Source organism: Aerococcus kribbianus (assembly GCF_026805545.1).
GTDB classification, from domain to species: domain Bacteria; phylum Bacillota; class Bacilli; order Lactobacillales; family Aerococcaceae; genus Aerococcus; species Aerococcus kribbianus.
The window spans coordinates 343,620-370,195 of the sequence record NZ_JAPRFR010000001.1; the positions used below are offsets into that span (position 1 = coordinate 343,620).

Below are 26,576 nucleotides of genomic sequence, written 5' to 3' on the forward strand. Positions count from 1 at the left end.
ACTCTTTTCTCTTACTTATCTCTCAATATATAATTTGCCATCTTTTAATGGCGGGTGGTGGTAATGTTTACGGCAAACAGGGAAATAAGACTCATTGCCACCAATTTGCACTTGGTCACCATCATAAACTGGCCGTCCCTCATGAATACGTAAATTCATAATGGCTTTCTTCTCACAGAACCAGCAAATCGTTTTTACTTCTTCAATCTTATCAGCTAATAGGAGCAAGTATTGTGAGCCTTCAAACAAATTATTTTGAAAGTCATTCTTCAAACCAAAGGCCATGACAGGAATGTTCAAATCATCTACAATGGCAGCCAATTGATAAATATGTGTTCTACTTAAGAATTGGGCTTCATCAATTAAAACGCAATAGAGACGCTTTTCTTGGCTAGCTTGCTTAACTAAATCATAAATATTTGTTTCCGCAAAAACTGCCGTGGCTTGGCGGTTTTCTCCTACTCGACTACTCACCTTACCAACGCCATCACGGTTATCGGTAGCGGAAGTTAATACCATTACCTGTTTATTTTGTTCTTCATAGTTATGGGCTACCTTAATAATTTCAAAGGATTTACCACTATTCATTGCCCCATATCGAAAAAATAATTGTGCCATGGTCGTCTCCTATTTCTATCATACTAAAAGTCTGTACCGATTATATATTTTACGGTTAAATTAGGTCTTAGTCAATCATGGCTCATCCATTTACAAAAATTATTAAATTTTTTATAATTGATAAGCAAACTAACGTGATTTTTGCATTTATGCTATTATAATGAAGAATAGTTTAACGCGTTTATAGAAAGAGGAATCTCCATGGCATTTAAAACCCAATTTGCAAGTGCAATTGGCCGTAACAGTCAACTATTATTGAAACGTTTTACTTCAGGCGGAACCAGTTTACCTGGCAAACTCGCTGCCTCCATTGATCCAGACATTCTCGCCCATTTAGGAGCTGAATACCAAGTCATTATTATTACCGGAACCAATGGGAAATCCGTGACTACAGCTCTAACGGTAAATATTTTAAGAGAAGCCTTTGACCATGTCATGACTAATGATTCAGGCTCTAATATGCTTCAAGGCGTCATTAGCAGTTTTATAGCTGACTCTAAGGCGGCCAAAAAAGCGACCGGCAAAAAAATTGCCGTTTTGGAAGTTGATGAAGCCAGCCTGCGTCATGTCACTAAGCATATCAAACCCTTGCTGATTTTGACCACCAATATTTTCCGCGATCAAATGGACCGCTATGGGGAAATCTATACCACTTATGACTATATTCTCCAAGGAGCTGCTCAAAGCCCAGATACGACCCTATTGATGAATGGAGATGCCCCAATTTTTTCTTCCCGAGACACTGTGAATCCTCGTCAATATTTTGGTTTCTACAATGACGATAAGTCAGCTGATCTTTTAGCAGACAATAATACAGATGGCATTATCTGCCCTCAATGTGAACAGGTGCTTCACTACCATGCCATCACCTATGCCAACCTGGGGGACTTCTATTGTCCTAACTGTGGCTTCTCCCGTCCTAAACTTTCTTATGGGGTCGATAATATTATCGAATTAACCCCTGAATCTGCCCGGTTCTCTATGGATGGCTACCCTTATGAAATCGGGGTTGCTGGTATGTACAATGTTTATAACGCTTTAGCTGCTTATAGTATTGGCCGTTACCTTGGAGTGAGCCAAGCACAAATTCAAAATGCCTTAAAGAATTCCCAACGGATGTTTGGTCGCCAAGAGGCCTTAGCTGTGGAAGGTCATGATTTAAGAATTAATCTCATTAAAAACCCAGTAGGTCTCAACCAAGTTGTTGACTTGGTGGCCTTAGAGAAGGAACCCTTCACTCTAATCACCCTACTCAACGACCAGCCCGCTGATGGTCAAGATATTTCTTGGATTTGGGATGGTAATTTTGAAGAATTAGCGCAATTAAATAATATCACTGAAGGCTATATTGGCGGGTCTCGTGTGGAAGACTTGGCCACCCGTTTAGAGGTCGCTGGTTTTAATAACCAGCAACTGGAACGTGTCGCTGATTCTAAAGGCGCCATCCAAGCAGTTAAAGAAGCAAAAAATGAAAAAGTTTACCTCTTAACCACCTATACTGCCATGTTAGACTTACGTAAAGAATTGGCCAATCAAGGCTATGTAAAGGAAAGAATGCACTAATGAAAAAAACGCTACGAATCGCCCACTTATACGGCAACTTAATGAATACCTATGGCGATAATGGGAACTTGTTGATGTTCCAACATCTCGCCAAAGACGCGGGATACCAAACACAAACAGATTTAGTATCCATTGGAAATGACTTTGACCCCAAAATTTATGACTTTGTTTTATTTGGTGGCGGTCAAGACTACGAACAAAAATTAGTGGCCCAAGACCTACAAAGTAAAAAACAGAGTTTAACACGTTATATTGAAGATTATGGTGTTATTTTAGGGGTTTGTGGGGGCTTCCAGCTGCTAGGTGAATATTATATCAATGCAGCTGGCCATCGTTTAGAAGGGATTGCTGCCCTTGACCACTATACCTTAAATCAAGTTAATTCACGTTTTATTGGCGATATTGAACTCTATAATGACCGTTTTGATCAAAAATATTTTGGTTATGAAAACCATAATGGCCGTACCTTTTTAGGAGAAAATACCCAGCCTCTAGGGATGGTCAACCAAGGCCAGGGCAATAATGGTGAAGATAAAACAGAAGGTGTCATGTATAAAAATACCTTTGGCACTTATCTGCACGGGCCAGTTCTAGTCCGTAATCGTCACTTCGGCCAACAATTAGTTGATTTAGCCATTGACCGGTCGAACAAACGCCAAGCAAGTAATTCCTAAGTAATAACTGTTAAAAACTATTAATCACAAAAGGACGATCACTCTTAATTTGATGTGATCGTCCTTTTTTATGACAATAATATTCTAATTGGCAATTCTCACTCAATAAATTAATGCTAAACGATATTATCTTTTAATTCGTCATCTTCGTAGAGTCCAGAAACACGACGATACCAAGTAAAGAAATGGGTAACAACTACCTTGAGTACGGCATAGACGGGAATAATAATAATCACACCTAAGACTCCAAACATATTCCCACCAGCAATCAAGAGCAACATAATCGTGATTGGATGAATTTGTAGGTTGTTTCCCAATATTAATGGCGAAATGACCCGACTCTCAATCGTTTGCTCAATAGCAAAGACGATGGCAACTTTAATAATCATGCCAGGTCCAATTACAATCGCAATAATAAAGGCCGGTATCATGGCTAAAAATGACCCAACATAAGGAATAATATTCAGAAATCCAGCGGCTACCCCGATAATAGCACCATATTGCAAGCCAATAATCTGATAACCAATAACAAACATAATGGCAACCGCAATGGCGACTAAAATTTGTCCACGAATATACTGACTGATTTGTTGGTTCATTTCTTTTAGTAAACTAAGAGTTTTACCTCGAATCTTCACTGGAAGATTTTTTGCTATTAAGCCGGGTAATTTGTCTGCGTCCTTGAGCATATAATAGAGGATAATTGGTGCGGTGGCGATGGCAATTACAATCCTTGATACTGTGCCCACGAAACTACCAATAGAATCAGCTGCTCGGTTCAAAAGATCCTGCCAATCAAGATTAGATAACTGGGTATTGTCTTGAATAAAATGATTGATATAAGCTTGAAGTTCATTAGTCCATTCATTAGGAAGATAATCGTCTACCACCGCTTGGTAAGAGGTCCAGATTCCTTGCCAATCACGTACCAAGTCATTCCCTTGATCAATCAAGCTTGGAATTAACAAACCTAACAAGAAAATAAGTAAAGCAATTAAAATCAGAATCAGCCATGCCCCATAAGCACGCTTGACTCCCCTACGCTCTAATAACTCAACTAGAGGTACTGTTAAATAATAAAACACCGCTGCGAAAACAATCGGCAGTGAAATAATTTGAATAAATTGGCCCACAGGTGCAAATATTGGGGCGATTTGTTGTAACGATAAAATTAAAATAGCCAATAATATCAAGACGATGAGAACAGAAATATATTTATTATCGACAAACAGTTGGTAAAACCAGGAATTTTTTATGGTGTCTTTCTTTTTATCTGTTGTTCGCATAAAATCACCTCATTGTTATTTTAGCATATTACTGTTTAATCACTATAAATTTAGTATAATTAAGTTAAGATAAGCATAGAAAGGAAGATTTTTTGCAAACGATTTATTTAAGCGGTTATACCCGTAACACCAACCAAGGGATTCACCAAGTCACCTTTGACCCTGAACAAGGAAAATTGATCAAGGATAAGCTCCTGGTGACTGAAGCCAATCCTACCTATATTGCCTTGTCCAAAGACAATAAACATCTTTATACCTTAACGGAATTGAAAGACCAACCTGGTGTCAACCACTATGAAATTACCAATGACCAGGCAAAATTAATTGATCATGTGGATGTCTTCCCAGGCAACGCTTGCTATATTAGTCTTGACGAAGAAAAACAAGTCCTTTACCTGGCTGACTACCACCATGGTGCTTTAGCTGTGGTTAGCCTAGATGACCAAGGAAAAATGACGCTCGCTGATACTATTAGCCATCAAGGCTCAGGACCACATCCCAACCAAGAAAAAGCCCATGCGCATTTTCTCAACCGACCAGAAAACAGTAATTTTATCTATTCATGTGATTTGGGTACTGACCAAGTTCATACCTACCAACTAAATGAAGACAAACACTTACAGGAAGTTTCCGTTTACACTGCTGAACCTGGAACTGGTCCTCGCCACCTAGCATTCCATCCTAGCAAAAAAATCGCTTATCTGATTGGTGAACTGTCTTATACAATCGACGTTTTAAGCATGGAAGACAATGGCAAATTAACTTTTATTGAACGTTATCACAGCATGCCTGATGACTGGAATGACTTCAATTCTTCCTCTGCCATTCGTATCAGTCAAGATGGTCAATTCTTGTATGTCTCCAATCGCGGTCATAATTCGATCACTGCTTACAAAATCAGTGAAAACGGCGAAGAATTAACCTATATCGCTACCTACGCTAGCCAAGGTGACTTCCCACGCGACTTCAACTTCACCGCAGATGAAAACTACCTAGTTGTAGGTCATCAAAAAGATCCTAAAATTACGGTATTTAAGCGGAATAAAGATAACGGTGAACTCACTTTAAGTCAAAAGGACTACCCCATCGATGAAATTGTTTGTGTGGTAAGTGCTCATGACTAAATGGCACCAATATCGGAGTCAAGATCTCTCTAGTAAGGAACGACATAAAATCTTAACAGGTGCCTTGGCTCCTAGACCAATCGCTTGGGTTTCTAGTCTCAACCAAACAGGAGACGTGCTAAATTTAGCCCCCTTCTCCTTTACTTCGGTTGCTGCCAAAGAACTACCGCTCCTGTCCCTATCTGTATTACCCAACTCCCGAGGACAGAGAAAGGATACCAGTCGCAATATTATCCAACGCAAAGAAGCCGTCATCCATGTCGTTGATGAGAAAGCCATTGAGGCGATGAATACTAGCTCCAGCTCGCTTGACCCTGATGAATCCGAGTTAACCTTAATCAATGCAGACACTATCACAAGTGATTATATCAGTGTCCCAGGTATTGATTTATCGCCGCTTCGTATGGAATGTAGACTCTACCAACACCACCCCATGGAAGATTATAAAGGTAACTTAATTGGCGATCTCTTCTTATTAGAAGTCCTAGCTATCCATTTATCCGACAAAATTTACAATCCTGAAACTGGCTATATTAATTATGATAACTATAGCCCAGTGGGACGTTTAGCAGGCAACTTATACAGTAACATCACCCCACCATTCACCCTCAAACGTCCTGAATAAAAAAAGGATGTGAGCAAAAGCGGTAAGAGCGAGAGATTTGAGCCAATAGGCAAAAGATATGAACTTAAATCTATTAGCCTATTGGACAAATATTCGAAGCTCTTGCTTTTGCGAGCTCGACTAGAAGGATGTGAGTCAATCGCGTTAAGGGGCGGACCATATCGGAAGGAGACAAAAAATGGTGAAAGCCATTTTACTGGCTCATTCAGAAATGGACGCCGTCCCTGCGATTGCGAGCTCGACTAAAGGATGAGATGAAAAACGGTTAGCCCCAAAGGATTTATCTGAAAATGGGAAGTATTCGCAGAATACTGACTCATTTGCAGAAAATACTGATGGGGCTGTTTTTCAGAACTCGACTAAAAGGATGCGATGAAATGCGGGAGCTCCGAGCTGTTGGACTAAAGAGTGACGGATAAGAGAAACTTATCCAAACCTCTTTAGGAAACAGTCGAAGGAGCTGCATTTCAGAACTCGACTAAACAGGATGTGATGAAAAGCGGTAGGACGGAATCGTTGGACCAAAAGCCTGAAGATAGCGACTAGCTATCAAAGACTTTTGGGAAACGCATGTCAGTCCTGCTTTTCAGAACTCGACTAAAAGGGTGCGACAAAAGTTGTTAAGAACAAAAACCTTGGACTAAAACTCGAAAGATGGCATACGGCCATCAGAGAACTATTTCAATTAACAATATTACGTATTTCCTGCCAAATTCATAATATTTTAAAAAAGATCAGAGCCCAAACTCTGATCTTTTCTTTTGCTATTCAAGTTAATTTTTAAAAACTAAGCTTGTTCTTGGCTGGCGGAAACTTGACCGAGAACATCTCCTGCTGATACATGGCCTTGACCTGTGATTTCAAAATCAACGACTTCATTCATGTTAGTGAAAATAACAACCATGGTATTTTCCTTACCCGCTGATTCTAAAGCAGCTAAGTCAACATCAGCAATTTTACTGCCTTTATCCACTTTTTGCCCTTCTTCAACAGCAATAGTAAAAGGGCCACCTTCTAGTTCAACGGTATCAATACCCATATGTACTAAAACTTCTAAATCAGAATCAGTTTTAATATATACAGCATGTTTTGTTTGGAAAATACTCATGACAGTCCCTTTAACTGGAGCATAAATTTCACCATTGTCTGGTGTAATCCCATAACCATCACCCATCATTTTTTGAGAAAAAACAGGGTCGTCAATGGCATCAATAGCAACAAAGTCACCATCAGCAACAGCAAAAATATCTTGGCTGACAGTTTCAAGTTCTTTTTTGTCATTATCATTCTTTTTGCGTTTTAAGAAATCAAACATTATTTCACCATCCTTATTATGCCACTATTCTAACACAGTTTGCGCCTAGGTAAAAATAAACATCTTTAATTTTGTCTTAAAAATATTTCCCTTCATTAAAATTTAAGCTATACTATACATTAGCTTTAACGCAAGAAAGGATTATTATCATGATAGAACTTTTAAAAATTATTTTTATCGGTATTGTCGAGGGAATCACCGAGTGGCTACCGATTTCTTCAACTGGACATATGATTTTAGTTGAGGCGTTTATGCAATTTAATTTACGGCAGGAATTCTGGGATATTTTTCTCGTCGTTATCCAACTAGGCGCCATTATGGCCGTCGTTTGGATCTACTTTGACCGTTTAAATCCCTTTAGTCCGAATAAAACCGACCGCGAAAAACGTGGTACTTGGGATACTTGGTTCAAAGTAGCTATCGGTTGTGTACCCGCCGCCTTCTTCGGATTTTTACTAGATGATTGGATGGAAGCCCATCTGATGAACTGGTTTGTCGTGGCCTTAGCCTTAATTATTTATGGGATTGCCTTTATTGTCGTCGAAAACCATAATGAAGGCCGCCGCCCTTCCACTCAATCTATGGGTGAATTAACTTACAAGAAAGCCTTTCAAATTGGTCTTTTCCAAACCCTTTCATTGGTACCAGGAACGTCTCGGTCAGGCTCATCTATTTTAGGGGCGACTATTTTGGGGACTTCACGTCCTGTGGCTGCTGACTTTTCATTCTTCATGTCCATCCCAATCATGTTTGGAGCTTCTGGATTAAAGGTGGTCAAAGCACTCTTAGATGGCTTTGTCTTTACAGCTTCAGAATTAGGTTTTCTCCTAGTTGGCATGGTAGTGGCTTTCATCGTTTCGGTGATTACGATCAAATTCTTACTTCGCTACATTCAACGTAACGATTTCAAGGTTTTCGGGTGGTATCGGATTGCTCTAGGAATTATTGTTATTATGTATTTTGGATTATTTGCATAAAATATCAGACATAAATTTAGGCTGGAACTCAAGCGATTGGTTCCAGCCTTTTAAATTTATCCCTTGCTTTTGAACAATTCGGTCAAGACACGACCATCTGTTGGTTGAGGAAAGGCTAAATTCAATAGGGCTAAGAAAGTTGGGCCTTCATCTACCAAACGAGCTTCAATTAATTCAACCTCCTGGTCAATTTTTGGACCAGCAACCATCATCATGGTTGTATAATCCGCTTTTTGGGGACTATAACCATGACTACCGCGTAAGAGTTTAACTCCAGGAATTGTTTTGTTGGTATCTTCCAAAATAGGTCGTTGGATACTAGAGTCAAAGTAATAACCTGCCTTGGCTTCTAGAATAGCGAAACATTGGTCATCCGCACCCATAGCTTGGGCTTGGTTATGGTCATAAATCCGCTCAATAGTCGATTGAATAGGAGCTAAAATGGCTTGTAATTGATCAATGGTAAAATCTGGATCCTTGCTATAAATATAAGCAGACCCATCTGCTGCCTTGAGATAGACTTGATAATCTGCAATTTCTTGCTTTTTATTAACAGTCAAATAACCGGCATCTCTTAAAAGATGATTTGGTCGTACTACCGTATGAGTATCAATTTGGTAATGGTCTCCTAAAAGCACCATATGACAATCGCGATAGGATGGTGTTTCCTCTATGGCTTGGAAGATTTCTCCTAGATGGCTATCCATACGACGAATCGCTGCCTTGGCTTCCTCGCTTTGGACACCATTATCATGACGGGTAGAATCTAAGTCCACCAAATGCACCGCTAGAAGATCGGGTTGTTCTTTTTTAATGGTATCCACTGTCACTGCAGTAACGAAATGATCTAGTTCAGGCTGTTTAATGCCTTGGCGTAAATGTTTAAACTTTTGATTTTTCTCTAAAAGATACTTGGAAGAAGACGCATATAAGGACACCAAACTTTGCGATTGCCATTTACGGTTAGCAAAAATTTCGGCAATATTATAATCGATTGATGGGCTACGACCAGTGACTGGCCATAAAATCGCTGCCGTTGACAACCCATTATCCTTGGCCACATCAAACATGCTAGCTGTTTTTATTTCTTTGCTATACCAATACCAGTCGGGCGATTCGCGATGACTTTGTAAATGTGTGTTATTAATCACTCCATGCTTGTTGGGATAATTTCCTGTCGCAATAGAAGTATGGCACATGTAAGTTAGTGATGGATAAACCGTTTCAACTGACTTTACCAAGGCTGCCGATTGTCTGAAACGCTTGAAATTGGGCAAACTTAGGGCATAATCTAAATCAGCCGATCCAAAAGCATCTAAACTAATCACGATGAGTTTATTATTGGTCATAAAGTCCCCTCTTTACATTTAGTTCTAATTTCATTATACGCTACAATTGTAAAATAAGGATTAAGGAATTGTAAATTTACCAATTTATCAAAAAAGGTCAGGTGACTCATCACCTGACCTGATTTTAGACTAGGGCCAGCAGTTGTTCACATCAACCACTGACCAACACCCACTTCCTGTGTTGGTAATTGAATACCTGGTGTCTCTATTAGACTGATACCTTACATTCGGTATCATGTCGCCTCATCGCATGAAACTATATTAGCATGTCTTACTCCGTCTAGCAAGTTATTTTTCGCGAATGACTTCAATTTTATAGCCATCTGGGTCGACCGCGAAGTAATAACTTGGATCTTCACCAGGTAAGCCTTTTAATTCAGTGACATTTAAGCCTTTATCCACTTGGGCTTGGTGTAAACCTTCTAAGTCATCAGTGGCAATAGCGATGTGACCATAGCCATCACCAATTTCATAAGGGCCGTGGTCATAGTTATAAGTTAATTCTAATTGCACGCCGCCACTTGGTAAGGCCATATAAACTAAAGTAAATTCATTTTCGGGGAAATCACGTTTTTTTACAACTTCATAATTGAAAGCTTCTTCATAAAACTTAATTGAAGCCTCTAAATCTTCTACACGAACACAAACATGGTCTACTCTCACAATAATTCCTCCTTTGAATGCTATACAATACTCTTAATCCATTATCACAAATTTATAATGACTTATCCAGTAATAAGGCTTAAATTCAACCTAACTCTTTGAAAGAGGCTTGAAATTATTGGCATTTTTTTATATGCTTAGGGGTGCTTTAATCAACTTAACCATAAGGAGCGACAACTATGAGAAAATCCAAAAATTGGTTTACTTGGATCAAAAAGCGGCCCAAGCAAAATGCCAATCATGATAACATCACTATTAATGAAAATAGCCGCAAAAGTCAAAAAAATAACTATCGTAAAGGCTCTCTAGCCAACTATTGGCACTATCTGATGACCGGATTAAAAGCCCCCTTTTCTGACCATAAGGCAAGTTCCCCTCATCCCTACTATGGGCTATGGACTTTACTTTTGATTAGTATCTTTAATAGTATTAGCATCACGGCCACGAGCAATCATTTCATTTCCACCTATCAGTGGTTTGCCAATATCTCAATCCTACCTGGTCTTTCTTTTCGTTTTATTGCTTGGTTGTTTGCCATCCAAGTTTTCTTTTTCTTGCTTATTTCTTTATGGCTTCTTCCCGCTTTTATTTATGTCATAAAAAATAAGCTCTTCCAAGAAGAAACTGATTTGACCCTGTGGTTGAGCGAGTTTTATTCTCATAATGTATTACTGGTTTTCTTAAGTGCCTTAGCGCTAATAATGAGTTTACTAGCACCCTATGTTTTCTTCATAGTAGTCATTTTCTTATTGTTACTCCAAATCGGTATTTTATTGATGACAACAGTGATGACCCTATTGCTCTACCAAGACCAAGTTAAATTGCCAATTTTTTATTGGATCCTCGTCGTATTCATTGTTTATTTAGTCACAGAGATTATTCTCATCAATTTAATCTTTTAGTATTGACATCGACCTATTTATTATGTAATATAATATTTCGGATGCAATACGCGGCTATGGCGGAATAGGCAGACGCGCTACCTTGAGGGGGTAGTGAGAGTAACTCTCGTGCAGGTTCGACTCCTGTTAGCCGCATAAGCTATAGCAAAAGAGGTTAGGACAAAAAGTCCTAGCCTCTTTTTTGTATGGAATTTATTATTTTTTAAGAGTTATAATTTCTGTCCCCTGATAGTTCAAGCGACCTTGGCAACGACCACAAACAAAACGCTTGGTATCTATTCGCCGCTTGCGATGGTAGACATGCCCGCAATCTTGGCAAATATAAGTATGGATTTTACCTTTATTAGCAATAATGAGGGGCATAGCGTGCCCCTCCCACTGCTTTAAGCCAATTTTTAAAATCTTGGTCCTTATGTTGGTAACCACGTCCCAAAAGATGTAAGTGGTAATGGCAAAGTTCATGTTTGATAATCCCTAGGAGTTCTGTTTGTCCATAATCCCTTAAGATTTTAGGGTTAAAATCCAAATCGTGGCTCTGTAAATGATAGCGACCGCCACTAGTTCGCAAACGGCCATTCCACCGCGCTTGGTGACTAAAGGGACGATGAAAGTATTCTAAGGATATCTGTTCAACCAAGTCTTGTAATTGGGCATCAGTCATTGGCTCAACCTTAGTCAAGTGGAATCATGGACAAACCAATTCGGCCCCTATCCATATCCACTTCACTCACCCAGACATCAACAATATCGCCCACAGACACCACATCAAGCGGGTTTTTGACAAATTTTTCACTCAGCTTAGAAATGTGCACTAAACCATCTTCTTTGACACCTATATCAACAAAAGCGCCAAAATCAACCACATTACGAACAGTTCCCTGTAAGGCCATGCCAACAGTCAAATCTGAAATTGCTAAAACATCTTGTCGTAATAAAGGTGCAGCAACCTCATCACGTGGATCACGACCGGGTTGCAGTAAAGCGTCAATAATATCAGTCAAGCTTTCTTCACCGATTCCATAAGATGCAGCAGCAGATTTAATATCTAAGTTGGTAAGTATTTCCTTAATAGTTGGATCAGTAAAATTATTAGGATCAATAGCTAAATCATTGAGTATTTGGTCGACCAAATTATAATTTTCCGGGTGAATTCCTGTTTGATCGTAAATCGTATCCCCACCTAGCACACGTAAGAAACCAGCTGCTTGTTCAAATGTCTTCGGCCCCATTTGCTTGACTGCTTGTAATTGTTTACGGTTGGTAAATTGACCCTTATCATTACGGAAGTTAACAATATTTTTGGCTACTGTTTTTGTTAAACCTGCCACATGCTCTAGCAAGGGCACAGAAGCCGTATTGACATCCACCCCCACTCGGTTAACCACTGTTTCTACAGTAAAGTCTAAACGTTCAGCTAATTGTTTTTGACTGACATCATGTTGATACTGACCCACCCCAATAGCTTGGGGGTCAATCTTAACCAGCTCAGCGAGTGGATCTTGCAGACGTCGACCGATAGAAACTGCTGACCGTTCTTCAACATTATAATCAGGAAACTCTTCACGGGCAATATCAGAGGCTGAATAGACTGAAGCCCCTGATTCATTAACAATACTGTAGTAGAGAGCCAAATCATTCTCACTAATTAATTCCGCAATAAAGGCTTCCGACTCACGGCTGGCCGTTCCATTACCAATGGCAACCATATCAACGCCATAATCTTTGACCAATTGAAGTACCGTTTGTTTAGCTTGGTCGACTTTATTAATGGGTTGATGAGGATAAATGACCGTCTTAGTTAAGACCCGTCCAGTTTCATCTAAGACCGCCAACTTACAACCTGTTCGAAAAGCCGGATCCAAGCCCAAAACCGTTTTGCCTTTTAATGGTGACTGCATTAAGAGATGCCACAAATTATTAGCAAAGATTTCAATGGCATGGTCTTCAGCTTGAGCTGTCACTTGCTTATGAAGATCACGTTGGCTTTGTGGTAGCAGGAAACGTTCCACTGCATCTTGTATAGCAGCTTGCATTTGTTTGATAGAAACAGGATGTCCCTTAACATAACGGTTAACTAAACGATTAACGATAGGAAAATCATCAATATCAAGCTTTACTGTCAAAACTTTTTCTTTTTTACCGCGGTTAATCGCCAAAACTTGGTAGGGCTTTAAATCTTTAAATTTAGCAGAAAAATCATAATAAATGCCATAGACTGCTTTGGGATCTTCTGCTCGCTTACTCTTCTTGGTCACAATCAAGGCTTGGTTAAAGACATAGTTGCGTAGCCAGGATTTGACATTCGCATCCTCACTGATCCACTCACACATAATTTCATGCGCACCATCCAAAACACTTTGGATATCTGGTAGATCTTCATTAATATATGCTTGCGCTTGATTAGCAACATTACCCGTTTTAGGACTAGTAAATAGCCAGCGGGCTAGGGGTTCTATACCTTGTTCCTTGGCTATACTAGCTTTAGTTTGCCGTTTTTGTTTATAAGGAGCATAAAGGTCTTCAACCCTTTGTAAAAGCGTCGCTTCTTCAATGGCCGTTTTTAATTCTGGGGTCAACTTATCCTGGTCCGCAATAGCCTTTAGGACCGTCTCTTTACGATCTCCTAAATTCTTCGTGTAATCATAAGATGAAGCGATTTCGCGAATCTGTAATTCGTCTAGAGATCCGGTCATTTCTTTACGGTAACGCGCGATAAAAGGAACCGTATTACCCTCTGCCAATAAGTCTAATACTTGGTTGATTTGCTTTTCACTATAATTGAGTTGTTTCACTACTTGTTGACGGTAAGTCTTATCCACGACATTTCATCCTCTCTACGTCCTAACAATATACAATAATTTATGACTACCTGTCCAGTTTTGCTAAATGACACTGTTTTTCTATTGCTTTTTTGCGATTTTTAACCTATAATATGAGTAATCGAAATTCGCTTTCCATAGGGGAGTAATCAGTGGCGACTTGCCGCGGTGGTATCAACAATCAGGCAGACCAAGGACTGCTGGTACTACCTGAAATGATGAGACTTATGGCTACTGTTTTACGACATCAGTGGTCATGGGTCTTTTTTTATGGAAGTGGAGGCAGATAATTTATATATAGGAGTGATAGGAGTGTCAGAAACAAACAAGCAAAACTATTTTGCTCAAGATGTTGACTTCGCCAAGCAAGAACTGCAAACTTCTGAGCAAGGGATTTCTGCTAGCGAAGCCAAGGCCCGTCTGGAAAAATACGGTCCCAATGAAATTCAAGAAGGGAAGAAAAAATCAACCCTTGAAAAATTCATTGACCAATTCAAAGACTTGATGATTATAATCTTACTCATCGCTGCGGCCTTGTCTGTTGTTTTAGAAGGTAGCGAAGGTATGGTTGACGCTATCATTATTTTGGCCGTTGTTTTAATCAATGCCATTATGGGAGTTATCCAAGAAAACAAGGCGGAAGATGCCATTGATGCCTTGAAAGAAATGTCCTCCCCACAAGCCAATGTCATCCGTGATGGTGAACAAGTCGCTATTGATTCCAAAGAAATCGTTCCCGGTGATGTCGTTGTTTTAGAAGCTGGTGACGTGGTACCTGCCGATATTCGTCTATTCAAAGCCACTTCATTGCAAATTGAAGAAGCTGCTTTAACAGGTGAATCAGTTCCTGTAACCAAAGAATTAGGTGTCGTTGATAGTGACGCTGGTATTGGTGACCGGACCAACATGGCTTTCTCTTCTACTAATGTGACTTATGGTCGTGGTCAAGGGATTGTTACTGGTACTGGAATGGATACTGAGGTTGGTAACATTGCCGAAATGCTTGAAGGTGCAGAAGGCAAGACTACCCCGTTGCAAGAAAACTTGGATGCTTTAACCAAGTTCTTAACATACGCTATTGTTGCTATTGCCGTCTTTATCTTCGTTATTGGTTTGATTAATGGTCGTGAATGGGTTGAAATGCTATTAACTGCTATTTCAATTGCTGTTGCTGCCTTACCAGAAGGTTTACCAGCTATCACCACCATCATTTTGGCTTTAGGAACCCAAAAAATGGCCGACCGGAATGCGCTTATCCGTAAGTTACCGGCTGTAGAAACTTTAGGTGGTACTGAAGTCATCTGTTCTGATAAAACAGGTACGCTTACTCAAAACAAGATGACCATTGAAAAAGTTTACTATAATGGTCAACTTCACGATGCGAGTGAAGAAATTTCCTTTGATGAACCTGTTTTCCGAGTAATGAACATGGCCAATGATACTAGCATCAACAATGCTGGTGAACTGGCTGGTGACCCAACTGAAACAGCGATGATCCAATTTGGTATGGATAAGGGCTTTGATGTTAAAGCTGTCTTAGCTGACCAACCACGCGTTGGCGAAGTGCCTTTTGATTCTGATCGGAAAATGTCTTCAACGGTTCACCCAAGTGGTGATCAAGACCAAGGGCAATACATCTCAATGACTAAGGGTGCCCCTGACGTATTGATTGCTAACTGTAACTATTACTATGACAATGGTGAAATCAAAGAATTAACTGATGACGTTCGTCAACAATTATTAGATACTAACCATGACATGGCTACCCAAGCACTACGGGTTTTAGCGATGGCTTTCAAATATTGGGACCAAGAACCAGCCGCTTATGACAGCGAAACCTTAGAAAACGACCTTGTTTTTGCTGGTTTAGTAGGTGAAATTGACCCTGAACGTCCTGAAGCCAAAGACGCTATTGCTCGTGCCAAGGGTGCTGGTATCCGTACTGTAATGATTACTGGTGACCACAAAGACACTGCTTCTGCTATTGCCGCTCGTTTAGGCATTATCGAAGAAGGCGACGAAGCAGCAGTGACCACTGGTGCTCACTTAAATGAAATTTCTGATGAAGAACTCGCTCAAAAAGTGGACCAATATTCTGTTTATGCTCGTGTATCTCCAGAACACAAGGTTCGAATCGTAAAAGCGTGGCAATCACATGATAAGGTTGTTGCTATGACGGGTGATGGTGTTAACGATGCGCCTTCACTTAAACAATCTGATATCGGTGTAGGTATGGGGATTACTGGTACAGAAGTGTCCAAAGGGGCTTCTGATATGGTTCTTGCTGATGATAACTTCGCCACTATCGTAACAGCTGTTGAAGAAGGACGTAAAGTCTTCGCCAATATTCAAAAAGCTGTTCAATTCCTATTGTCTGCCAACCTAGGTGAGGTTACTACCCTATTCGTTGCAACTATGCTTAACTGGCAAATCTTAGAGCCAATCCATATTCTATGGATTAACTTGGTTACTGATACCTTCCCAGCTATCGCCCTCGGTTTAGAGGCTGCAGAAGCAGATGTTATGGATCATACACCACGGGGACGGCAATCAAATCTTCTATCTGCTGGTGTGCTACCATCCATTGTCTACCAAGGTTTATATGAAGGGGCGATTACCCTATTCGTCTTCTGGTTTGCCCGTGTACAAATGCAAGTGGAACTTGTGGATGCTGAAGCAATGGCGTTCTTGACCTTAGCCTTCATCCAATTATTCCACGCCTTTAACTCTAAATCTGTCTTCAAATCTTTATTCTCCCATAACCCATTTGATAACAAGTGGTTAAATATTGGGGTTGGCGTGTCTACCCTACTTATGCTAGTCACTGTTTTCGTTCCCGGCTTAAATGATGCCTTTGGAACAGTTCATTTAGTAGGTGACCCACGTTCTACTGAAATGTGGACAGTTATCTTGCTTGCCTCAGCATCTATCATCTTATATGTTGAGATTGTTAAGGCCATCCTACGTGCCACTGGTCTAGCAGCTAAATGGCAAGACAATAAATAAGTATCGTAAGGCATTATAAATAGAAAGAGTCACAACAGTTCGATAAACGAACTTGCTGTGGCTCTTTTTATATGAAGAATTGAAATAAATCGGCTTAAGATAAGTGAATATGATGTGGTAGTTAAAAAATATCGTCATATAACTATCGATTTGTCGCAATAATAGGTAAAGCGCGCCATATGACAAGAAAAAGGACACGATAAGTCTATTATCGTGTCCTTTATTTTATTAGCAGTGCTTTATACCTGATACCTTACCGCATGGTGACAAATTCTTCTGCACCTGTTGGATGGATAGCAATGGTTTGGTCAAATTGGGCTTTATTAGCCCCCATAGTCACTGCGACAGCGAAACCTTGTAAAATTTCGTCCATACCAAAACCAATACCATGTAAACCAACCACACGTTCTTCTTCCCCTACAACGACTAATTTCATCGTCACTTTACGCCGATTATTGGTAGAGGCTGCTGAATACATATCCGCAAAGTTAGACCGATAGCATTTGACTTGGTCATCGCCAAATTTTTCCTTAGCCGCAGCTTCAGAATAGCCAATTGTTCCAATTGGTGGATGAGCGAAAATGACAGTAGGAATCATATCATAGTCAATAAAGAATTTATCGGCTCCATTGAATAAGTGGTCAGACAAGGTTCGTCCTGCTTTAATGGCGACTGGGGTGAGCTCTACCTTACCAATGACATCTCCAAAGGCATAGAGACCAGGAACATCAGTAAAGTGATAATCATCCACTGGAATGTAGCCTTTATTATCTAATTGGATGTCGGTATTTTCTAATCCCAACTTGTCTGTATTCGGTTGCCGACCAATCGCATAAATTACCCGATCAACTTCTAAGACGTCACCTTCTTGGAATTTGACTTCCAATTTTTGATTGGATTCTTTAATTTCAGCGACATTGTGTTCAGTTAATAAATTTATGCCAGCTGCAGTCATTTCTTCCGTCAGGGTATCGATGATTGTTTGGTCATATTGCCTCAATGGACGATCATGACGAACCGCCAAAGTGGTATCAACACCTAAACCATTTAAGACGCCAGCAAATTCAACAGCGATATAGCCTGCGCCAATAATGGCCACTGATTCTGGTAATTGCTCCCAAGCAAAAATATCATCCGAAACATCAACCAACTCAATACCCGGTAGATCTGGTAAAGCAGGCCGCCCACCAGTCACTATGGCGATATGATCGCCTTGAATCTCTTCCCCATTCACACGAATGGTATGGTTATCAACAAACTCGGCATGGCCCTGAATAAAGTCGGTACCCCGACTCTCAAAACCTGAAAAATAAGACTTATGAACGCGGTCAATATAAGCTTGACGAGAGGCCCTCAATTCAGCAAAATCAAGCTGTTTATTATCCACATGGATACCATAGGCTGGACCAAAGCGGTCAATATCTTCATTGAGTTGAGCCCCGTACCACATAATTTTCTTAGGAACACAGCCCACATTAACACAGGTACCACCGACTTCATTTTCTTCAACGATTAAAGCCTTTTTACCATATTCAGCCGCACGATTGGCAGAAGCAATTCCTGCACTCCCTCCACCGATTGCGATATAATCATAATGTTTCATAATTACCTTCTTTCTAATGCTTTGGGTTGGTGACGAAAACAAGGTCGCTTTCATGACTCAGGACTGTTGTCGGTTTCTTTTCTGCGATATCTTTATCAGGATAAGGCAAAACATAGACATAAGAAAAAGTCTCTTTAGCCGGGATTATGGCTTGGGATTTGCCATGATTATCATAGGCTCTGAAATATAAGTCTCCTGCCTGGTCATAAGCATAAGCATAAACTAGGAGCCAATGATTTTTATAGGGAGAACCTAATAAGGATAAGGTTCCCACAATGACTGGACCCTTGCCTTGGTCAATCAGTTTAGGCACTGCTTTTTCAGTAAATAAGCCAGATTGGGCGTAATAGCCCACATTAGCCAACATATAATTTAAGGCAAACTGGATATTCCAGAAAAAAGATCCTGGATGTAAGGTTAATTTATCAATAGGTTTCAAAAGTCCATTGATAAGCAACTGTTGATCTAATTTAGCACCTGTATCCTTATACACGCGGTCATGAACTAGAACTGCAGCGCAATAAGTGCCACAAACACCTACTGGCCCATTATTTTTCCATTGGGCGTATGGACGATAATGGCTCCCTGCTTCGCCCCGCCATTGTAATTGTGTTTTCATCAGCCATCCCCCTTTGTTAGTCATTATAGCATGCTTAAAATTCAGCGATAAATTATCTGCCTTAAAGTTTAAAATAAGCTAAAAAATTGACAATTTCTCATTTTATAGTCGAATTTATTGTTATAATAAGGCATAAGTGTTTTGTTTTGGGAGGATCGTCGCATGGTCACAGATGAATTAAGTCCGCTTAATTGGCAGCTCAATCGTATCTTAATTACAATTTTATTTATTAGTAACTTTTTTCCTTTTTATATTACCTTAATCGTTTTTGTTGTCGAACTCATTCTTCTCTATGCATTGGGAGTTTTTCGCCGGATTGACAGTCGCCAACAAGCGTCACCTTATCTGTGGATTTTTATTGCTTATTCCTTAGTAATATCGATCATCTTCCAAAATATTGTCGGAGCCTTTATTAGCTTAGGATTAGCGGTCATACTTGTATATTTCCATTATTATCAGACAATAATTAAACCCTACTATTTCGAAGAGCTTTTGAATATGGCCTTGATTGCTTCCTTTATCCTCTTTATTTTTGCTGGTTTGGAGCATCTTGACTATATTCCAGAATGGGATTATACCTTTATTTCCGATATTATGGGACGGACTCACAATAATCGAGTAGAGGCCACATTTTTTAATCCCAACTATTATGCGATGATGTTAGAATTCTTCATTATGATTGGGGTCTATAAGGCTACTAGGACCCAAAAACTGCGTAAAAAATTTGTCTATAGTTTTATTAGCTTATGTAATGTGGTTGCCCTCTTATTTACAGGAACTCGTACTGCTCTCGTTGTTGTCATTGCTTGTTTGTTTATCTTTTTTTATGTTTATGGTTACAAACGCACGGCCATTTATAGCTTTATTGCCATGGGGGCAGCTACCCTAACACTTTATTATTTTAACCTTTTACCACGTATGGAAGATATCTTCTATGCGGTCACTGACCGTTTTGAAATTTGGCAGGTGGCAGGTAAAGCCTTATTAGATAATTATTGGTTTGGGCAAGGTCCTCTGACTTATATGCATGTTTGGCAAGATTACGGGGAAAAATATACCCAGCATGCCCATAATATCGTCTTAGATACTCTCCTAAATTACGGTCTTATCGGTTCGTCCATTCTAATCGTCCCGATGATAAAGTTTGGGCAAGTGATTAACCGCATGCGCCATTATCCCCAATTACGCCTACGTTTAGCTTTAATTTGTGCCATCATTGGGGTGGTCTTAATTCACGGACTTACAGATGTCACAATCTTCTGGGTTCAAACTGGCTTCTTATTCCTCTTCATTATCTTAGCTGCTCAACAAATGTTAAATGAAGTAGAAAATCACCCCACAATCTACCAAAAAACCCATAGAATTGAATGATGCTATACACGAGGCTGGGATAAAAATCTCAGCCTTTTTATTTTATCCATTTAGTCGGGCTTCTGTTCTTAACGACTTTTGTCACACCTTTTATTTGAGCTTTCAATCGCAGGGTTGGCGTCCATAAGCGCGATTGGTCACAGCCTTTTAAATGAAAAAAATCAGCCCTGACACTGAGGTCTAGGGCCGATTACTAATTATATAACTAGAATCTTACATTTCTTTTGGTGCTTGGACACCTAAGAGATTAAGACCAGCTTCTAATACTTGGGTAACAGCAAAGACTAAGGATAGTCTAGCATTTAATTGGTCATCATCATTAAGAATTCGCGTATTAGCGTAATAACGGTTAAAGCTTTGGGCTAAGCCAATCACATATTTAGCAATGACACTTGGTTCATAACCATAGTAAGCTTTTTCCACAATACTTGGGAAGAGGTTTAATTCTTTAACTACGGCAAAAGCATCTTCATCAGCTAAGGCAAACTCATGTTGAGTCGCAACCTTAGATTCATCAAACCCTGCTTTACGTAGTAAGGAATTGGCCCGTGCATTAGCATATTGAACATAAGGACCAGTTTCTCCTTCAAATTGCACCACTTCTTCAAGGACAAAGTCAAAACTATTGAGACGGTCGTTCTTAAGATCGTGGAAGACTACAGCTCCAACACCTACTTGGTGAGCTACTTCTTCTTTGTTGGCTAGGTCAGGGTTTTTGCTTTCAATTTGTTCTTTGGCCAAGTCAACCGCATCATTTAGCACATCTTCTAGTAGAATAACATTCCCTTTACGGGTAGACAATTTCTTACCACCAGCAGTGATTAACCCAAATGGCACGTGATGCATATCTTCTTGCCAGTCATGTCCCATACGAGCCAATACCGCTTTTAATTGTTTAAAGTGATAACTTTGCTCATTACCTACCACGTAGATGGATTCAGCAAAATCAAAGGTTTCTTTCCGATATTCGGCAGTGGCCAAGTCACGAGTAATGTAAAGTGACGCCCCATCAGATTTCAAAATCAGCGCAGGGTTCAAGTCGAACTCATCAAGATTAACGATGCTAGCGCCTTGATTTTTTTCGAGTAGGCCTTTGTCTACTAATTCGTCAACAATCCCTTGGAGACGGTCGTTATAGAAGGCTTCTCCTGTATAGTAGTCAAATTCCACCCCTAATTTATCATAAATCCGGTTGAATTCTTTCAAGGATTCATCCTTAAACCAAGTCCATAATTCAACTGCTTCAGGATCGCCATCTTCTAATTTTTTAAACCATAGACGACCTTGATCATTTAAGCTATCATCTTCTTCAGCTTCTTCATGGAATTGCACATAGTATTTCAATAATTCTGCAATTGGGTCACGACGGACATCTTCTTCATTTCCCCAATTTTTATAGGCTACGATTAACTTACCGAATTGGGTTCCCCAGTCACCTAAATGGTTGATACGGATAGGGTTGAAACCAACTTTTTTCTCAATATTCGCAATGGCGTTACCAATCACTGTTGACCGTAAGTGTCCCATAGACATAGGTTTAGCTATGTTAGGACTTGACATATCAATAGTAACATTTTCACCCTTACCAATATTAAGAGTTCCGTAGTCTTTGCCTTGGGCGTAAATTTCTTTGAGAATATTTTGAGAAACTAATTCATGATCAAGTTTGAAATTAATATAAGGTCCAGCTGCTTCAACTTCAGCAATACCTTCTCCAGAAATATCTTGTGCTAAGTCTTTAGCAATATCTTGTGGGGATTTTCGGAGCTGTTTAGCCAATACGAAGCATGGAAACGCAATATCTCCATGACCTTCATGACGAGGGACCTCTAATAAATCCTTAATTTCGTCATATGATAAATCTAAATCTGTTGATGATTCAATGGCATTAGCTACTAGCTGTTTTAAATCCATAAAATTTCCCCCTCTTAATTAAACTGAAGAATGTTTAGCTTGTCATTTTTCAGTTATTTACAAAATACCTCTCATAAATGATAATTTTTAACTCATCATTTGCTAGTTTGCGAGAGGCATTTGTTAATAATATATCCTATTATACCATTGCTTGACCCCATTATAAAGAAAATTAAAAATTTTCTTTTGAATACTTAACCTTCTTCTAAGACTTTGAGTTCGGCAATTTTTTCTTTGGCCTTGACTTGATCATTTTCAGCTCTTAAGAGCTGAACTTCAGCTCCAACATCCATATTGGTTAAAACCACCACAATAGTTGTTTTATAATGATGGCGACGAATGGCATCTAAATCCATCTCTGCCAAGGGCGTACCCACTTCAACCTGGTCTCCTTCAGCGACCAAAGCTTTAAAGGGATAGCCCGGTAGTTCAACAGTGTTTAGGCCTAGATGAATTAAAAATTCTAGACCTCGTTTAGTGACAATCGAAACAGCATGTTCGTGGGTGTGGATTTTTTCGACCCTACCTGCCACGGGGGAAAAAACTTGACCTTCAGTTAAAGGTTGAATAGCAAAACCGTCGCCCATCATTTTCTGCGAAAATACGGCATCAGCTACCTCAGTGATTGGCAATAAATCCCCACTAGCTGGGGCATATAAATCTTGGTGTCCGATAGTTTCAGTAGTTTGGCTTGTGTCTTCAGTTTCTTCACCTGGCCACCAGTCCTGGTCGCGTAAAAATTCTAGCATGCTTTATCCTCCGTTTTCCGTAAACGATTACATTATATATAATAACGTAAAATTCTCGGCGGCGCAAATTATTACGGCGCTTAAATGCTGACAAAATTATTCTATAAATAAAGCAAGAGAGACTGTGATTATGTCACACCCTCTCTAATTTCATTTACAGATAAATATCTTCATAATGGGCTTTTCGTTCTTGAATATAGCGAATGGTTTCTGCTTTGAAGGGTAAACGAATCCCACAGCCAGGACTAAGCAGTAGGCCTCGTCCGCCAGACTGACTAATGGCTGACTCAATTTGTTGATCAATGGCTTCTTTTTGATCATGAGTAATAGTCATTCGTTGTAGTCCTCCCATGATTGTTTGACTATAGTCAGCCAAACCCTGTGCCAAAGAAGGCTCAGACTCGCCGATATGCCAATTAATCACCTGAGTGGGATAATCTTTAAAGAGATTAGGCATGATATGGTCGCCATGCAAATGGAGTACATTAAACCAGCCATCCTTAGCCCCTTGTAGGGCTTTAAGATCATATGGTAAGCCATAATCGCGGTAAAGACTTTCCGTAGTCTTGTTTTGGTCAGCAAGTTGACTGGCAAAGTAAACGCCACTAGCACCTCGTTTAACCGCTTCTTGAGCTAATAAAGCTGTGCTATGGGCAATTTTATCGAGTGCCTTTCTGACTAGGTCCCCTTGCCCCGCTTGGATATGGTTTAAGACTTGACCGCCAGAAAGCTTATAAGCGGTAGTTAGGGGAGAAAAAATAGTCATAATAACTGGCGCTTTACCTTCAATTAAATCTAATAGCTGACTTAAATAATTTAATTCCCTATTCAAAGCTGGCGCTGTCACATCAAGCTCAGCTAAATTGGCCCAATCAGCTGCGTTTTGAATTGGACTGGCAACTAATTCAGCCACTCCACCTTCCATCACAGGTTGGTAGTCAATTGTGGCCCCATAATCTTCAATGGCATACATCCCAGAATTCAAGGTCTTAACGTAATCTAAATCAAAATCTTGGAAATTAGCATAAGTTTGTTGGGCTAGAGCTTTGGGGTCATGATCGATTTTAGGGTAATGACACCAAAACGAAAAAGGAACCGTCTTAACTGCCTTACCAGCCAGAACTTCTTTTATTAACTCGGTTTTATTCATCTTGACCTCCTAATTAAACTGCATCTTCCGTTCTATTCGGTTAAAGATAACTTGCAATAATCCACATAAGAGCCAATAAACCAAGGCAGCGGCAATATAAGATTCTAAATAGCGAAAATTAAGCGCCGCTGCATAACGTGCTTGGGCCAATATATCAACCACGCCTACTGTAAAGGCTAGTGACAGGGCCTTGATAATTTTTAAAAAATTATTTAAAAATAAGGGGGTTACAATCGCGGTTAATTGTGGAATAATGACCCGGCGCAGATTTTGTCGCCTTGTAAAACCAATGGCGTAACCTGCTTCAATTTGACTGGGATCTAGCGAGTTAAAAGCCCCCAAGATTGCTTGGCTTTCAATAGCCGCCTCTAACAGGATATAAGCTGTCAGGACAATCAACAAACTAGGAAAATCATTGGGATCATACGCCACATTAAAGACCGCCAATAAGGAGGCGCCTGCCTCAGGGGGAAAGCTTGCAAGATTAACAGGTGAATCAAAAGCGGAATCCCACGAAAATAGGACACATAGATACTTAGAAGTTGGCTTATGATTGGGATGCGTTTTTCCCTAATAAAAGCAAAAAGAAAGCCCAATATAATACCAAAAAATAATATAATCAACGCTAATACCAAGGTCCGTGGCACCGCTTGGCAAACAATTAAAAAGGTTTCCCAAATCACTTCAGGAGTAAATACCATCGCAACCACCTCCTACAAATACCGTGACCATGAACGACTCAAGCCTTGGAAAGCCCCATCGATCACTAAACACAAGAGCCAATAAATTAATCCAACCACTAAATACACTTCTAATTGGTAGACGCCATAATTTTGCGCAATTAGAATTTCTGCCTGTCCCATAATATCGACTAAACCAATTAAAAATAAAAGAGAGGTGTCTTTTAATAGATCGACCACGGCATTATTAATACTTGGCAAAGCTATGGGTAACATTTGTGGAATGATAATCCGTTTATTGGCCTGCCACTTAGTCATGCCAATACTCATAGCTGCTTCACGCTGGTTAGCCTCTACAGCCAAATATGCTGGCCGTAAAATTTCTGATATAAAGGCTCCATTATAAAGAACCAAAGCCAAAACGGTATAAAGCATGCGACTTAAGTGACCAATATTAATGCCTACTAGTCTTAGCAAAACTGGCAAACCATAATAAACCAAGAAGATATGAATAATACCAGGGGTGGCTCGCATAAAGGAAACATAAATTTCTAAAAGCCAATGTAAGATTGGCAAGTGTTTTAAACGCAACCAAGTGACCAAACTAGCTAAGGCTATACCCAGGACACTGGCTAGGATAAAAATATAAATTGTAATCGGTAAATACCGCAATAACTGAGGTAAAATATTCACCATATAAGAAATATCCATAAACAGGTCCTTTCTGTACTCACTATCATTAATACGTATTACTTAGCGTTTATTCATATTGGAACATGTTTTCGCCATACCATTTTTCAGAGAGTTCTTGTAACTTCCCATTTTCCTTGAGCTCTGCTAAACCTTGGTCTAAGGCTTCTTTTAAGTCTTCTTGATCTGGCGCCAAAACAAAGTAAGTCTGATTGACTTGAACAGGTTCTTCAACAGCATCAACATTAAGATCTAGCTGATCAATAATTTCGTTTGCCCCTAGGTTCGATGGCATCACGACAGCGTCAGATACCCCTTCATCTAAAGCTTGAAAACGTTGGGCGAAATCACCAGATTCACCTAATTGGATTTCAATTTGATTATCTGGGTGCTCGTCATTATAGGCAGTCAAGAGGTTAAAAATTCCCCCATTTGGTGTCACAGGGTGAACTGTTTTACCGACTAAGTCATCTAGGCCTTGGATAGAATCATCATCTGCACGTTTGTAGATTCGAATGACAGAAGCACCAGAAGCTTCATCTGGGAATAGATAGAGGTCTTCTCGTTCTGGTGTCTTGTAGAGTCCCCCACCAATCATTTGATATTTGCCAGAGTCAAGACCTACTTGACTTCCTTCTGCATCCACACTCTCAATATTAAAGTGGAAATCATCAATTACTTCATCAAGAGCTTGAATCGTTTCAACTTCATAGCCAGTCAAATCACCATTTTCATCAGTGAAACTTAAGGGTTTAGAGGCATTTTCCACTGCCACAGTAACAACAGTGCCTTGGCCTTCTTCCTCTTGACTAGTAGTTTGTCCACATGCTGCTAATACCATAATACTTGCTAGGGCTAATAAACTTTTTTTAAACATTT

At 39.8% G+C, this 26,576-nt stretch carries 22 protein-coding genes, 1 tRNA gene and 1 pseudogene; 9 read left to right on the forward strand and 15 right to left on the reverse strand.

Annotated elements, in window-relative coordinates; translation table 11 throughout:
- Positions 1-15 precede the first annotated feature (15 nt).
- On the reverse strand, positions 16-618 hold the full coding sequence (locus OW157_RS01620; protein WP_268751588.1) for a thymidine kinase: 603 nt from the start codon (positions 616-618) through the stop codon (positions 16-18).
- 201 nt (positions 619-819) lie between these two features.
- Between OW157_RS01620 and OW157_RS01625 the strand changes: the two genes are divergently transcribed.
- Positions 820-2,181, forward strand: a complete 1,362-nt coding sequence (locus tag OW157_RS01625; protein WP_268751589.1) for a Mur ligase family protein — start codon at positions 820-822, stop codon at positions 2,179-2,181.
- Positions 2,181-2,855: a type 1 glutamine amidotransferase gene (locus OW157_RS01630; RefSeq protein WP_268751590.1), complete on the forward strand. Its 675-nt coding sequence runs from the start codon at positions 2,181-2,183 to the stop codon at positions 2,853-2,855. Before OW157_RS01625 ends, OW157_RS01630 begins: the two co-directional genes overlap by 1 nt.
- A gap of 116 nt (positions 2,856-2,971) precedes the next feature.
- Here the strand turns inward: OW157_RS01630 and OW157_RS01635 are convergent, their stop codons facing one another.
- Positions 2,972-4,141 carry an AI-2E family transporter gene (locus OW157_RS01635; RefSeq protein WP_268751591.1) on the reverse strand — a complete coding sequence of 390 codons (1,170 nt, stop codon included), beginning with the start codon at positions 4,139-4,141 and terminating at the stop codon, positions 2,972-2,974.
- Positions 4,142-4,233: 92 nt separating this feature from the next.
- On the opposite strand from OW157_RS01635, the gene OW157_RS01640 reads away from it, so the two are divergent.
- Together OW157_RS01640 and OW157_RS01645 are read left to right on the forward strand one after the other, a co-directional pair.
- Complete coding sequence (locus OW157_RS01640) at positions 4,234-5,265, forward strand: lactonase family protein (protein ID WP_268751592.1); 1,032 nt, start codon at positions 4,234-4,236, stop codon at positions 5,263-5,265.
- A complete protein-coding gene (locus tag OW157_RS01645; RefSeq protein WP_268751593.1) occupies positions 5,258-5,890 on the forward strand; it encodes a flavin reductase family protein in 633 nt (210 codons plus the stop codon). The genes OW157_RS01640 and OW157_RS01645 overlap by 8 nt, the downstream gene beginning before the upstream one ends.
- Before the next feature lie 787 nt (positions 5,891-6,677).
- On the opposite strand, the gene OW157_RS01650 is transcribed toward OW157_RS01645, so the two are convergent.
- Positions 6,678-7,205: a PTS sugar transporter subunit IIA gene (locus OW157_RS01650; RefSeq protein WP_268751594.1), complete on the reverse strand. Its 528-nt coding sequence runs from the start codon at positions 7,203-7,205 to the stop codon at positions 6,678-6,680.
- Between the two features lie 149 nt (positions 7,206-7,354).
- On the opposite strand from OW157_RS01650, the gene OW157_RS01655 reads away from it, so the two are divergent.
- Entirely contained in the window at positions 7,355-8,182 is an 828-nt protein-coding gene (locus tag OW157_RS01655) for an undecaprenyl-diphosphate phosphatase (protein WP_268751595.1), read from the forward strand.
- A 56-nt stretch (positions 8,183-8,238) separates the two neighbouring features.
- Here OW157_RS01655 and OW157_RS01660 read toward each other — a convergent pair whose 3' ends face one another.
- Positions 8,239-9,531, reverse strand: a complete 1,293-nt coding sequence (locus tag OW157_RS01660; RefSeq protein WP_268751596.1) for an alkaline phosphatase family protein — start codon at positions 9,529-9,531, stop codon at positions 8,239-8,241.
- Between the two features lie 288 nt (positions 9,532-9,819).
- Positions 9,820-10,194: a lactoylglutathione lyase gene (gene gloA / locus OW157_RS01665; RefSeq protein WP_268751597.1), complete on the reverse strand. Its 375-nt coding sequence runs from the start codon at positions 10,192-10,194 to the stop codon at positions 9,820-9,822.
- 179 nt (positions 10,195-10,373) lie between these two features.
- On the opposite strand from gloA, the gene OW157_RS01670 reads away from it, so the two are divergent.
- Positions 10,374-11,096 (forward strand): hypothetical protein, encoded by a 723-nt coding sequence (locus tag OW157_RS01670; protein WP_268751598.1) that lies wholly within the window; start codon positions 10,374-10,376, stop codon positions 11,094-11,096.
- 50 nt (positions 11,097-11,146) lie between these two features.
- Positions 11,147-11,231 (forward strand) — tRNA-Leu (locus OW157_RS01675).
- A gap of 60 nt (positions 11,232-11,291) precedes the next feature.
- On the opposite strand, the pseudogene OW157_RS01680 reads toward OW157_RS01675, so the two are convergent.
- Both OW157_RS01680 and OW157_RS01685 read right to left on the reverse strand, forming a co-directional pair.
- Positions 11,292-11,757: pseudogene (locus OW157_RS01680) on the reverse strand (SprT family protein).
- A 10-nt stretch (positions 11,758-11,767) separates the two neighbouring features.
- The gene (locus OW157_RS01685) at positions 11,768-13,915 is read right to left on the reverse strand and encodes a Tex family protein (RefSeq protein ID WP_268751599.1); all 2,148 of its coding nucleotides are present in this window, start codon (positions 13,913-13,915) and stop codon (positions 11,768-11,770) included.
- Between the two features lie 312 nt (positions 13,916-14,227).
- On the opposite strand from OW157_RS01685, the gene OW157_RS01690 reads away from it, so the two are divergent.
- Positions 14,228-16,921: a cation-translocating P-type ATPase gene (locus OW157_RS01690; protein ID WP_268751600.1), complete on the forward strand. Its 2,694-nt coding sequence runs from the start codon at positions 14,228-14,230 to the stop codon at positions 16,919-16,921.
- A gap of 253 nt (positions 16,922-17,174) precedes the next feature.
- Here OW157_RS01690 and gorA read toward each other — a convergent pair whose 3' ends face one another.
- Complete coding sequence (gene gorA / locus OW157_RS01695) at positions 17,175-18,524, reverse strand: glutathione-disulfide reductase (RefSeq protein ID WP_268751601.1); 1,350 nt, start codon at positions 18,522-18,524, stop codon at positions 17,175-17,177.
- Positions 18,525-18,537: 13 nt separating this feature from the next.
- Positions 18,538-19,143, reverse strand: a complete 606-nt coding sequence (locus OW157_RS01700; protein WP_268751602.1) for a dihydrolipoamide dehydrogenase — start codon at positions 19,141-19,143, stop codon at positions 18,538-18,540.
- A gap of 162 nt (positions 19,144-19,305) precedes the next feature.
- Here OW157_RS01700 and OW157_RS01705 point away from each other — a divergent pair, with 162 nt between their 5' ends.
- On the forward strand, positions 19,306-20,514 hold the full coding sequence (locus OW157_RS01705; protein WP_268751603.1) for an O-antigen ligase family protein: 1,209 nt from the start codon (positions 19,306-19,308) through the stop codon (positions 20,512-20,514).
- 213 nt (positions 20,515-20,727) lie between these two features.
- Here the strand turns inward: OW157_RS01705 and argS are convergent, their stop codons facing one another.
- From argS to OW157_RS01735, 6 genes are all read right to left on the reverse strand, one after another.
- Positions 20,728-22,428 carry an arginine--tRNA ligase gene (argS, locus tag OW157_RS01710; protein ID WP_268751604.1) on the reverse strand — a complete coding sequence of 567 codons (1,701 nt, stop codon included), beginning with the start codon at positions 22,426-22,428 and terminating at the stop codon, positions 20,728-20,730.
- Positions 22,429-22,622: 194 nt separating this feature from the next.
- Positions 22,623-23,177: a PTS sugar transporter subunit IIA gene (locus OW157_RS01715; RefSeq protein WP_268751605.1), complete on the reverse strand. Its 555-nt coding sequence runs from the start codon at positions 23,175-23,177 to the stop codon at positions 22,623-22,625.
- Positions 23,178-23,331: 154 nt separating this feature from the next.
- Positions 23,332-24,327 (reverse strand): uroporphyrinogen decarboxylase family protein, encoded by a 996-nt coding sequence (locus tag OW157_RS01720; RefSeq protein ID WP_268751606.1) that lies wholly within the window; start codon positions 24,325-24,327, stop codon positions 23,332-23,334.
- 9 nt (positions 24,328-24,336) lie between these two features.
- The gene (locus OW157_RS01725; RefSeq protein WP_268751607.1) at positions 24,337-24,774 is read right to left on the reverse strand and encodes an ABC transporter permease subunit; all 438 of its coding nucleotides are present in this window, start codon (positions 24,772-24,774) and stop codon (positions 24,337-24,339) included.
- 266 nt (positions 24,775-25,040) lie between these two features.
- Complete coding sequence (locus OW157_RS01730) at positions 25,041-25,718, reverse strand: amino acid ABC transporter permease (protein WP_268751608.1); 678 nt, start codon at positions 25,716-25,718, stop codon at positions 25,041-25,043.
- 49 nt (positions 25,719-25,767) lie between these two features.
- Positions 25,768-26,574, reverse strand: coding sequence for a transporter substrate-binding domain-containing protein (locus tag OW157_RS01735; protein ID WP_268751609.1), 807 nt, complete (start codon positions 26,572-26,574; stop codon positions 25,768-25,770).
- Between the last annotated feature and the right edge of the window lie 2 nt (positions 26,575-26,576).

What these genes read in the sequence shown, in the direction of transcription:
- OW157_RS01620 (WP_268751588.1), bottom strand. Translation starts at nt 618, where the DNA reads ATGGCACAATTATTTTTTCGATATGGGGCAATGAATAGTGGTAAATCC.
- OW157_RS01625 (WP_268751589.1), top strand. Translation starts at nt 820, where the DNA reads ATGGCATTTAAAACCCAATTTGCAAGTGCAATTGGCCGTAACAGTCAA.
- OW157_RS01630 (WP_268751590.1), top strand. Translation starts at nt 2,181, where the DNA reads ATGAAAAAAACGCTACGAATCGCCCACTTATACGGCAACTTAATGAAT.
- OW157_RS01635 (WP_268751591.1), bottom strand. Translation starts at nt 4,141, where the DNA reads ATGCGAACAACAGATAAAAAGAAAGACACCATAAAAAATTCCTGGTTT.
- OW157_RS01645 (WP_268751593.1), top strand. Translation starts at nt 5,258, where the DNA reads ATGACTAAATGGCACCAATATCGGAGTCAAGATCTCTCTAGTAAGGAA.
- OW157_RS01650 (WP_268751594.1), bottom strand. Translation starts at nt 7,205, where the DNA reads ATGTTTGATTTCTTAAAACGCAAAAAGAATGATAATGACAAAAAAGAA.
- OW157_RS01655 (WP_268751595.1), top strand. Translation starts at nt 7,355, where the DNA reads ATGATAGAACTTTTAAAAATTATTTTTATCGGTATTGTCGAGGGAATC.
- OW157_RS01660 (WP_268751596.1), bottom strand. Translation starts at nt 9,531, where the DNA reads ATGACCAATAATAAACTCATCGTGATTAGTTTAGATGCTTTTGGATCG.
- OW157_RS01670 (WP_268751598.1), top strand. Translation starts at nt 10,374, where the DNA reads ATGAGAAAATCCAAAAATTGGTTTACTTGGATCAAAAAGCGGCCCAAG.
- gorA (WP_268751601.1), bottom strand. Translation starts at nt 18,524, where the DNA reads ATGAAACATTATGATTATATCGCAATCGGTGGAGGGAGTGCAGGAATT.
- OW157_RS01700 (WP_268751602.1), bottom strand. Translation starts at nt 19,143, where the DNA reads ATGAAAACACAATTACAATGGCGGGGCGAAGCAGGGAGCCATTATCGT.
- OW157_RS01705 (WP_268751603.1), top strand. Translation starts at nt 19,306, where the DNA reads ATGGTCACAGATGAATTAAGTCCGCTTAATTGGCAGCTCAATCGTATC.
- argS (WP_268751604.1), bottom strand. Translation starts at nt 22,428, where the DNA reads ATGGATTTAAAACAGCTAGTAGCTAATGCCATTGAATCATCAACAGAT.
- OW157_RS01715 (WP_268751605.1), bottom strand. Translation starts at nt 23,177, where the DNA reads ATGCTAGAATTTTTACGCGACCAGGACTGGTGGCCAGGTGAAGAAACT.
- OW157_RS01720 (WP_268751606.1), bottom strand. Translation starts at nt 24,327, where the DNA reads ATGAATAAAACCGAGTTAATAAAAGAAGTTCTGGCTGGTAAGGCAGTT.
- OW157_RS01730 (WP_268751608.1), bottom strand. Translation starts at nt 25,718, where the DNA reads ATGGATATTTCTTATATGGTGAATATTTTACCTCAGTTATTGCGGTAT.
- OW157_RS01735 (WP_268751609.1), bottom strand. Translation starts at nt 26,574, where the DNA reads ATGTTTAAAAAAAGTTTATTAGCCCTAGCAAGTATTATGGTATTAGCA.